This is a genomic window from Spartinivicinus poritis, from assembly GCF_028858535.1.
GTDB classification, from domain to species: Bacteria; Pseudomonadota; Gammaproteobacteria; order Pseudomonadales; family Zooshikellaceae; genus Spartinivicinus; species Spartinivicinus poritis.
The window spans coordinates 31,982-43,907 of sequence record NZ_JAPMOU010000013.1; the positions used below are offsets into that span (position 1 = coordinate 31,982).

General features: G+C 38.9%; 4 protein-coding genes. All 4 read right to left on the reverse strand.

Annotation, left to right across the window (positions count from 1 at the left end; genetic code table 11):
* Window positions 1–2 precede the first annotated feature (2 nt).
* Window positions 3–6,209, reverse strand: a complete 6,207-nt coding sequence (locus tag ORQ98_RS11965; RefSeq protein ID WP_274689044.1) for an Ig-like domain-containing protein — start codon at window positions 6,207–6,209, stop codon at window positions 3–5.
* Window positions 6,210–6,286: 77 nt separating this feature from the next.
* Window positions 6,287–9,550, reverse strand: coding sequence for an Ig-like domain-containing domain (locus ORQ98_RS11970; RefSeq protein ID WP_274689045.1), 3,264 nt, complete (start codon window positions 9,548–9,550; stop codon window positions 6,287–6,289).
* Between the two features lie 64 nt (window positions 9,551–9,614).
* On the reverse strand, window positions 9,615–10,511 hold the full coding sequence (locus ORQ98_RS11975) for a peptidylprolyl isomerase (protein WP_274689046.1): 897 nt from the start codon (window positions 10,509–10,511) through the stop codon (window positions 9,615–9,617).
* 506 nt (window positions 10,512–11,017) lie between these two features.
* Window positions 11,018–11,842 (reverse strand): peptidylprolyl isomerase, encoded by an 825-nt coding sequence (locus ORQ98_RS11980; protein WP_274689047.1) that lies wholly within the window; start codon window positions 11,840–11,842, stop codon window positions 11,018–11,020.
* Window positions 11,843–11,926: the final 84 nt, after the last annotated feature.

The window sequence follows — 11,926 nt, forward strand, 5'->3', positions numbered from 1 at the left end:
TTTTAATCAACACCTATTTCTCTGGCAATTTTTATTACATCCTGTATTTCTAGCTGTGATGCATATTTTTCCAGCAACTCAGCAAAATAGTCTTTGGTATTACGTCGAACAATATTATTTGCTTTCGCTTTACATAATAACTTCACAGAAGCAATCGTACCATTCAGATTCGACTGATACACCTTTTCTTTACTACGAACGTTGGGAGGTTCACACAACTCATTTCGTGCTATTTTTATATCAGCAGTTGTTGGGGGCTTAGAGCTTGTGAGAGTTTTAAAATCATGAAAATACCATGAGTACTTACCATTACTTTTACCTCTATGGTCAATTATTTTTGACTTATTTTTATTATTAATAAATGCTTTATTTAAACGCATATCATGGAAAAATTGGCGAAAGTAAGAACGATATTTTCCTTCCTCAAATAACGGATTTCCCTCAGCCTTTGATTTAACTTCCAGCTTTTGTTCAAACCAAGTTCGTAGATATGGCCCTGCCAATGACTTGGTCTCTATCCAATGCTCACCACCCTCGCCATCATCCAGTACTATATCAATACGCCGTTTATACGGTTCACTACCTAGCAGCCTTTCACCATTAACCAATAAGTACCCAGGACGAACAACTTCAATACCTAATATTTTTACTCCTTCAGCATATTGGTTATGCAAATGATAGTATGCTATTTGGCTTAACTGAAACATAGCTCCATGACGTCTCAGAGCCCAGCCGGAGAAAACATCTGCGCTCAAAGCAGCCCATTGTTCTTTATCTATACCTAATCGTCCGGCTTGTTGTTCTTCAGCTAAATAAACCAATGATGCCAACACCACCCAACGATTGACACGCCAGGTATGACTGTTTCGAAGAAATTCACGAATTTTTTGCCCACCTAATGTTGTTAAATAGCGCAGGGCATTACCACTTTTAACAACTGGTTTCCACTTTGCGTTTGCAGAATCAGCCACTTCATCAAGAAATTGTTTTAGTCCGTTAGTAAATTTTTTAGGATTTTTTACATTTTTCTCAACAATTTTTAGAATTTTAATCGCATCTTGACCAACTAATTTTCTGCTTTTTTTGTCAGCAGCATAAGCTTGAGAAAATACCCAAGACAATGGTAAGGAACTATCAGTTTTTATAGTATCAATATTTGCAAGTTCATTTAAGCCTCCCTTAACTTCAACCACAGTAGCAATAAAATTAATCCAAACCCATAGATCATCCTCACTCTCAATTGCGTTCATCATAAACTCGAAAACTTCAGGGTCTTGATAAAGCTCGACAGCAATTAATATAAATGGTAACAGATTTTCCAGCTTCTCTGTTTTGCCACTTAAACCTGCTTTAACTGCGGTGCCAACTGCTCCAGCAAAATGCTTGGCACCAGGGAAACGCTTCATGCCATTAACCACTTTTTTTAACGGTGTTAGTAAGGGTTTCAGTGGTTTGGCGATGGGGATTATGGTTGCAGCTCCTATTGAGGCAAAAGCTAACTTGGTGGCATCAAAGTTTTCCCAATCTCGATTCATTAAATAAATCAGTTGTTCACCAATCACAATAAAGTCTTCATAAGGAATGATATAGCTAATTGCACTTTTAGCGCTCTCCCACACGCCATCCCAGCTCCATGCATGAGCCGTGGGCACCAAACCACTCAGTGGGTTAGGCACCATATAGAAAGCAAAAGGCGTCTGAGGCGAAGTTGTTCTCAGGTATTGTTGAGCAACTTCCTGATAACCTCGTTTAGTTAGCAAGGAAGCATAGTTGCGTTGATCACCAGTAATAATAGCCACACGCAATGAGCGCAACTGACTTGAATCAAGCAGTTTGCCAAGGTTACCCAAACTTTTAATAGTAAGTGTTTGGGTACCAGTAGTGATATTTTTTGCTGTTTTGCCATCAGCAAAAGTAATGAGGGGCAAACTATTCCAGTCGTATAATCTGAAACTTCGAATAACTGCATCCAGCCCACCTAAAACAATGGCTGTGCCACTACTATATTTCAAAGAACCAGTTATAGGCTTGCTGTAAACTTGGTCATCAACAAATAACTCAAGTGTATTATTCGCTACCCGTGTAGCCACCCTATGCCAGCTATTATTTGCAACATCAGGAGCCTGTATGGTAAAGGTGCCAGTATCAGTGGTTACCCTAAAGCTTAAGGTATTATCGTTGTAGCTTAAACGCTGTGCTCCTGCTGCATGATCAACAATAACCCCATCACTCATTGGTTTTATATCCAGTCTAAACCCAATATTTTCAGTTAAATTGAAACTAGAATTAGCCTTCAGAGTGACACGACTTTCATTATTAAACTGCGCACTACGCCCAGCACCTAAGGGATGGTCCCGAACTATCGTTATATCTTCTGCCGTAGCATGATTAAGCTTATGCGCATCCTCAAAAATCTGCTTACCTTCAGTAGCTGTCAGTCGATTCATAGCTAGTGATACTAAAGGCTCCAGATTAGGGTCTGCCATATCGCCAATAATTACAGTAGCATCTGAATTAACCCGAACATCCACAGTACCTTGTGTTTGGTATCCAATAGTACTCATCACACCGTAGTGATCATAAGTAATATCTCCGGCAACTGATTCATCAGCAACCAACATGGCATCTAAAGCATCAATGCTGCCACCATTAGATTGAATGGTATAATTTAATTCACCAATACCAACATATCCTACTTGTGCAACCCAAGTATCAGTGAGTTCATTTAGTCCGGCGGTAAACTGAGTTTGCGCAATACCAAACTCATTAGTAAGCTGCTCTTGATTAGCAAATAAACCTTTAACTGCTGAAAAACTCACAGGCACATCAACAACCGGACTACCATCTGGCTTAGTGACTGTAGCTGTTACAGTCACGGATTGCTGTTTTGCTAGAGTGACTGTATCAGCTGTTACTGCAACGTTAAGGCCTTCTATTGATAAATGCTCTTCTTTACTTGCTGGCCCTGATAAGACTTTTACAACAGAATCCTCAGTAGCATATTCACCACCTGTCAGTACAATATAGGCATGTCCATCTACTGTCTCTAGCTGCTGTTCTTGGATCAGGAAGTTATCGCCAAATTCAAATTGAACTTCAGTACCATCTTCTACTAAATTGTTGTGTTGGTCATAAACATATACATCTAGTTTGACACTGCCCTGTTTGAGAGTAACCGCTTGCCCAGAAGTAGAAATGGTCAAGTGATGGGGTTTACCAGCTAATACCTCTACTGTCTTCCAGTATGCTGAAGAGCTTCCATCTATTAATGCAACGCTAACATCTGCTGAGGCACCTTTGGCTGGCTTCATAGTAAGCGTATTATCAAACATGCCTGTATCAGCATTGGATTGTATTGGCTTATCAAAAGAGCCATCACCTTTAGCTTGCCAAACTACTTGTATCGGTTGCTTTGTAGTTTTCTCTCTATAGGCATAGCCTGCAACTGCTGCTTTTAGTTCTACTTTAGGGTTGTCTGCCGTTACATAATAAACACTTTCTGTTTGATTCTCATAGCCAATAACTGTCGGCTCAATATATAAATATTCAAACGCATACTCCCACAAAATATTACTGGCATCATTATTCAGAAACAGTCGTAGGGTTAGATAATCTTCTGGCTCAATTTCAGAAAGGTGTTCGATATTGTTAAAAACGATGGTTTGTTCGCTGCCTTCCCGTTTTACTTCAAAGCCATATTCCTGCTCACCCATGGCTAGCACAAATTCTCGTTTGCCGTCGATGGTTTCCAGCTGATTAAAGGCGGGGCTGATTAAATCGAAGGCTACTTCTAAGGCATTGTCACTACTACTAATGACGGGTATTTTTTCCCCGTAGATATTAACGGTTTTATCGTCACCCATTTTACGGCGGATGGCGTCTATTTCTAAATCGTAAACAGAAAATTGTAATTCAGGACGATAGACCCAATGGTAAATCGGCTCAAACTCATCTTTTTTATCTAGGCGTTGTAACTCTGCTTTTCGAGCAAGTGTACTTGTTTCGTCATAAAGCTGTACTTTTAAGGGTACATAGGTTTTTGGGCGGTATTTTAATACCCCATTATGATCAGGGTTACTAGAAAAGTCATTTTCCCGATCGATTGGGTTGCCATTGACTTGGAAGTAATAGTGAAAATTACCCGCATTTCCCTCGGTAAACTTAACCAACTGCAAACGGCGTCCAGGGTCTATCGCAATTTCATGAATCTGACTGGCAGCTAATGGATCATCGCTGTTGCTGGGGTCCAGCACAACTTTGGCTAAACGTGCCGTATACCCCCGGCCTTCTAACTCAGCTGGTAATGGTCGGTCATTATCATCCAGCCACTCAGTATGTACCTCAATGATATAGTCACTGGTTAAAGCGGCCCCTTCATTGCCGATATTGTGGCGTTCTGCATCGCTATTGGCTTTAGCCCCTTGTGGTTGATAACGACGGGTGGCCCATACTTTTAAATTAGGTGGTGACAGAATAATGGTGGGCACTGGGGAGGTGATATCACCACCGGCTTGGGTGCCTCCCAGGGTGGTTAATGCAGTGCCGATATAACCAGTGGCCCGGTTAATGGCGATGACCCGAATGGGTTCACCTGTGCGTAAATGATCGGCTTTCCGTTGAAATAAAGCAGGATTCATTTTATTTTTGGCTTGCCAATCGTTCCAGTCATTAAACGCTTGGCGTTTAGTACTAAATAAATCCTCTGGGCTACGTACCATCATTTGGTAAAAAAAACTATTATTTTTACTTACTCCAGTATCATAGCTATTAGCCTCATTTTTACTGAGCCCAACCCGTTCAGTTATTAATTCACCAGTTGATTCACGAAACACATAAATATCAGTATTGGCTAAGTCTTCTTTGTTTATAGTTTTTAGTAAGCCCTGATGAGTTTTATGGGGCTGTTTATCAATCAGTTTGGTAAAATTCGGTTGGTAGTCACTACGAACGCTGCCTGACAAATATACACCTTGTAAATCACCTTGTTCGTCTTGAACAAAGCGACCATCATCGGAGTTAAGCTTTCCTCGATAAACATTGTCTGATTTTCCATCACCATCATAGTCCATTCCTGTCTGTAGCATTAGCGCTTCAGCACTCGCTTCCCCACTATAAGAAGTAGTTTTATCTTCAGTGATTTCCACATTATTAAAAACTACCAGCCCACTGATTAAATGAACACCAACAGGGATATCAATCCGTTGCACATTTTCTGGTGAGGCAGCCACCATGGCTCTGACTTGTTGTTGCGCACTAAGCCCAGCTAAATCATAGCCTGGAGGAAAAGCCCCCATCCCATTACAATTATCATAAGACAGTCGCTGTATATAGTAAGGAACAGTGGGTTTTCCCCGTGGATTGAAATTGTTGTAATAAAGTCGAATATGGGAATAAACCGTTGGCGTATAACTAAAACCAGGACAGGGGGATAAACGATAAGTGCTGGTATAACGGCCATTTTCATCGGTTACTCCATAACCATTCACATAGCCCGTAATGCTTTCAATCGATACCCCAGGAATCGGCGCAAAAAAGTTTTGCATGTTGCCCCGAAAAGCATTGGTTTTATATTCTGAACTGTCTTCTACTTGGTCATCAGCACTTTTAGTTCCAAAGGCGGTGAGATAGCCAATACGGCTTTGGCTTTGGTATAGAATTTCACCATCTTCAGCAACCAGCAGTGACTGAATACCATCATCAATAGTTGGGTATTTAAGCAAGTCAATAGGAAATGATTTAATCGGTAGCTGTTCACCATCTGTTACACCACGGTATTGTAATGGTGGAATGGCAACAACTTTGGTATCAGCAGGTAATTGCGGTAAATTTTTAATTGGCTGATTTAAGGCAGAGTTAAGCGAGTTACTTTCACGAAGACTGTTGTATTGATCAAAAGTCAGCAATTCAGATTGGCTGTTGTAGCTTTTTTTAAAGTCATCAAATTGTTTGATATAGTGTCGATAAGTCGTACCCGCAATAACAGTGGCTTTAAATGCACGGACGCCACCCACAGGAATTTGAGTATGCCCACCTGTTTGGTTATATTCTGCCCAGAGTGGGTAACCCTCTTTATCTTTAACAATGGCTCTGGCAAAGACATGGCCAGTATGAATTCCCTGTTCAAAACCATCGGGATTCAAACCATAAGCTGGTAGTTGTAAAAGACCAAATATGGTCGCCGCTACACGAAATAACCGCTTTAACAACATTTATTATTACTGCCTTGTTTTCATTCATACTGCCAAAATAGCTGGTGATATAGCACCAGCCATAATAAATTTAGCTGCTACTCATTTACGCTATTTAACATTGCAGCCAGCTGTTCAAACAGCAGCTCTCCTTTAATATACTGCCCAAACAATTCCTGTTGATTATACGGTGGCATATAAAAACCTATGTAATCTAGTCGGCTATAATTCACTGGATAGTCTTGCAAGGTAGTAAGCTTCTGATGGTTAATTTGGGCTATACCAACTGGAGCAATAATATTCTTATCACTTTTATAACCAACCATTAAGACGTAATAAGGTTTTTCTGATGTGTCGGGTAAATAACCATAACCACCCTGAAATTGAGGTAAATCTATTTCAAGATGAATTGGCCCAGTGGTTTTAATACCTGCTGGCTGTAGCTGATATGCCCAGCTTGGACCCGTAATAGGATAAACAGGACGAACGATACCTTTACCAGGTATAAACTGGGTATGAATGCGGCGGGGGGTATTTTCAGGAAAAATTAACTTTTCACTACCTAACTTTAGCTTTAGAGCTTCCTGAGCAAGTGAAACATTCTTCTTGTCATAAGCAATATACTGATAAGGTATCGTTGGTTGAATACTAGGTGCTTGCAACAGTCTCAGTTTATTTCGACGTCCATTTTCAATAGTGACAGGGATATCGACTACACCCAAAGTTTGAATCTTCTGGTTTGGGTTAATAATAAAAGTGTAACGACCTCCAGGTATTGTCTGGTTTACTTTATCGCCAAAACCAAAGGCAAATGCACCATCTTTATTAGTGACCGTTTTTCTATTTAACTCTTTAATAAGCACTTCAACGCCAGCTTGTGTTTGACCTAAAGCATTAACAACCCCACCTTCTATAAAAGTCGGTAGTGGACGAGTAAAAAAATTACTCCGAAGTATTTCTTTACCCTTATATTTAATTGTAACAAATATTTGTGCGTTATAACTTAAGCTTTCATTTGTATAAAACGCTACAGTATGCTCACCAGGTAATGGGCTTTGCTCATAGATTACTGGAGACTGGTCAAAATTAACCTGTTGCAGCATTGCACCTTCAGCAAATAAAAACTGTACATCTTTATCTGACTTTTGCTTCTGTTTTAAGTTGTTACTATATGTCAGACCATGGGCCGTTTGCTTGACTTCAATAGTGACGTCTCTTGCCTTCACAGGTTGGCTAAATTGCAAACTAATAAAGCTATCTGGCTCAACCCCTTGTGCCCCATTGACTGGTGTAATTTGGCTAACCTTGACTGGCATGTCTGTTTCAGAGACTGACTTTATTATACCTTTAAGCTCACTAAGAATATCTCCATCGCTATTCTTAGCAATGAGTTTCAAGGTATAGTCACCCTTCTGCTCTGGTAAAGTAATCTCTGCACTTAACAAAGCATCTTGCTGTTGAACTGAAATTGCCTGAGACTGACCATTAGCTGATAATAGCTCCCCTTCAAACTCTTCATTTCCTGAGTAGTTTGCAAGAGCAGCCAATGCCTTAACAGTAGGTTTCGTAACATCAGTTATTTTATAAGGAAAAGTTGGACTTACCCACTGCATAGTAAGTTGATTGGTTGTTTTCAGAATAAATGTTTCTTCATCTTTATAACCCGCACTATCCTTCGCTTTAATATGAACGTAATAGTCATCATTTGGTGGAAATTTTAATAGTGTTTCAAATGAGTAGCGATTTTCCCCTATAGGAGTTAAAGGAACTGAGTTGCCATTAACAGTGAAGCTACGAATATTATTATCTTTCACTTCACCAACTAGCTGATACTCTCCTCTACTCACCACATTGACTTCAGAGTTTGATTTCAAGCCACTTAATACAGTAATTTCAGGTTTTATAAAGTCTTGATAAACAGTTATGCTTTTTAATGTTTCTAGACCTAAAGTATCTCTTACTATCAGTTGATATTGAGTTTCCTCTTGTTTTGGTAAGTTGAACTTTTTCCGAAAAATATAACTTCCCTTATTAACTTCCGTTGCCTTTATTGGTTCCCCGTTATTTACGGAAACAGTAACTCCCCCAATAACACTCTCTATTTTTGCATAGATGGTCACTTTATCCTCATTCACTAATGCATTATGAGAGGGAAACAGAATAGTAACCTTAGGAGGATTAAATTGTGATAAATCATCTGGCTGATAAGTATAGTTTAGCTTGTGAAGTAAACTTTTTTCTTCTGTAGCAAAGTTTAAATCAAGGGTGTTTTCACCAAAACTCAATGGTATTTCAGCAGAAAACTTGTATTTACTATTCCCTTCTTCAGCCCTATCGCCAACTAATGTTAAATTTAATGGTGTACCAGATAATAGAGCTATTATCTCATTTTTATTAGATAAACTAGTTGTTAACGTACCTGCAACTATGACACTACCCTTATTTAGAACTGTTCCTGATGCTGGCGTTATATCACTAATTTCAAGTATGGTTGATAGCCTAGGGGCTATTCTACAAAGTGGCTCTCCAGTAAATAACCATCTTTCAATAGGTTGAAACTGAACAGAAGACTTATTAGCCAAATGCACTTCTTTGGCAGAGATTGCCCCTTTAATAGCACTATCTGGGTCGAACCATGCTAACCCATTAATATAGCTCCAAGCATACAACTGGCTATTTTGTCCTAGTTTTAAGCTACCTTTAACCATCAATAGTACTGGTTGATTAATTGGATTAAACTTTGCTTCTTTATCCAACGCTATTTTGGTTTTTATGAACACTTTAACTGAAGCACTATTAGCAATTTTTATTTGACTTCCTTGCTTCATATATAATTCATCAATCCAATACTCACCAGCAGGAAGTGTAAGCTGAGTATTTTTATTCAATATTAGCTTACCAATCCTATAATGGTTATGGCGAGGTGACAAACGAATATCGCCGCCCTCTCCCAGATTTACTTCTTGCCACTGGTTTTCATTTTCACTTTCGCCTAAAGTAATTGATATGTTATTTGCTGTAGATAACTTAATAATTCTTGAGCTTAGTTCAGGAAAATGTGGAATAGTTAATTTAGCAGAAGGCTGTCCTGTAGCTTTACAAGATGAATCGCTACAATTTTTTGCAACACTAGTTGTACTATCTTTAATAATGGTTAATTTTGGCGTTTGAATAAGTTGACTGCTTGAGTCAATTTGAACATCTTTTGCTAAAAACACATTACCATTGGCATAGTGCGACTGAACTCCATTGCCAAAGACATTACTACAAAGGGGTAACTCATTTGCCTGTAATTTCCCTATAGAAAAGAAAGCCAATAAAGTAATATATGTCAGCTTTTTATAAGCAGTTAATTCTAGCATCCACTATCCATCCGTTACTCAGTCTGATAAAAGCAAAAAAATTCAACTCAATAGATAGCTATTCTTAGTAATATTTAACAGCCACTTTATCCAAGGCGCTCGTAGAAGCTTCCTTAACAGCTTTCTTTAACTGTATTAATGACAGTATCTTTCTTATCTCACCACTCACAGCTTCAAGTGTTTTAGCAGGTGTTTTAACTTCTGCTAACACTTGTAAACGATACAGCTCACCATTAATCTCAATTATTTCTGAAAGCTCTCCCTTTTGAGTATTTTTTAATGCATTTTTCAATTCATCGTTTACGACATCAGGATTCACTTCAGCTTCCTGAGTGATCGCATAAATATTGTTTTTTTGTAATTGGTTTATAAATTTATGCCAATCAGTATCTTTAGTCAGTAGATCAAACTGTTGGATAGCTTGTGTTTTTCTTTCCACTGATAAGTTAGTTGTCCTAATTAAACGATAACGTTTTTTTGTAATACCACCAAACTTTTCAGGGTGTTTTTGGTAGTAATCTTGAATCATTTTCTCAGTCACAGGCTCAAGCTGAGCATTGTCAGTCAAATATTGACGCACCAGTAGCTCCTCTCGATAGGCCTTTACTTTTAGCTCTAAAGCTGTTTTTTCATCAGCAGAAAGTGCTGCAGATGCTTGCTGTGCCATCGCTTTAGATATGACTAAGCTTTCTAATAGCTTTTCACCAATCTGATCATACATAACTGCCAGCGTACTAGAACCAACGGTTCTTTCAGTGACAAAATCCAATTCTTGTTGAGTTATAAACCAGTCACCTACTTTGGCAATTTTTTGGTCATCATCAGACGTATTAACTTCTTCTGTAGACTGAAGCTGATGTTCATTTTGATTTAAAGAATCAGGATTTTTATCTGCCTGTTGTTTTTCACATGCAGCCAGTAATAGTAACAATGGGAAAAGTAATGGTATGAGATATTTCATATTGTAGAATAACCTAGACTATACCCTTCTCGAATGATTTTTAGGGTTTGTTGTCGCCGCTAAGCATCAAGGATGATGTGAATGCAGTTTATGCAGGAGCAATAAACTGTCTTCACCCCAATCATTTATAAAAACATAAACTCATGTGACTTCATCGCTTGACGGCCGCCCCTAAAAACCATTCGCTTTGGCTATATATTAATATTGCTGTGTCCGAGCGGCTCATAAATATGTCCCCTCTTCATCACGGAAAGTATTGCAAAAGGAAGAATAATGGCATAATCCAACCTCTTCCTTTGACAAAGGGGGAGTGAGGGGGATTTTATGAAAACCCACTCAAAGCATCTTCAGCAACCCTCTTGCCTATTACGATTAAATCCCCCCTAGCCCCCCTTTTCCAAAGGGGGGAAATGAAACTGTGGCACGATCCAACCTCAGCTCTCCAAGTACCTCTGCCACACCCTCACATAAGGAAAGGATTATAAAGCCCTTATCAAATACTCAAATCAACCCTTGCTACTGGCTATTTTTTCAACTTTCACTTGTTTTAACAGCTTTTCATACTCCGCTTGTTTGGCTTGCGCCCGTAATTGATAACGGATATCCCCTTTTACTGCTTCAAAAGGCCGTTTAACAACTTGAGGGGCTTGCAACTGTTTTATAATATGAAAGCCAAAAGGGGTACGAATAGGTTTGGAGAATTCACCTTCTTCTAAACTAAAAGCAACCTTAGAAAATTCACTGTCAATTGCTCCTTCTTTAATCCAGCCTAGCTCACCATTTTTTTCAGCCGATAACCGATCTTCTGAATAGGTTTTAGCCAACTCTGAAAAGTCTTCATTTGCCCTTAACTTGCTATAGGCTTCATAAGCTTTGGTTTTTACTACACCAATTTCCTGTTCACTCATTTTCGGGCGAACCCTTAATAAAATATGAGCAACATTCACCCGTTTGCTTTGAAATTGATCAGGGTTACCTGCATAATAATTATGCAAAGCATCTTCGCTTACAGCTTGATTAAGGTATTTTTCAAAATAACGACTGATCAACATTTGCTTACGAAATTCGTTTAATTCAGCAGCAGTCAACTCATTATCTAAAAACTGACTATCTTCAATAGCCTTAGCCAGCGCTTCACGCTCCAGATACTGTTCTAAAGCAGCCCCAACCCGTTTTTCTGCTGTTGTTGGGATATGTTTATGTTTTAAATAAGCTTCAAACTGAGTTTTGCTAATTTTTTCATCAGCTACTTTGGCTACAACTTGTTCTTTTTCCTGGCAACCAGCTAATAACAAACTGGCTGACACTAAACCAACGACTACTGCTTTCATTGAACTAAACGACTCCCCCAATAAGCTATTTTTTAAACAGCTATACAACCAGTGAGCTGTAAAGAACAGCTCAAACAGAGACCA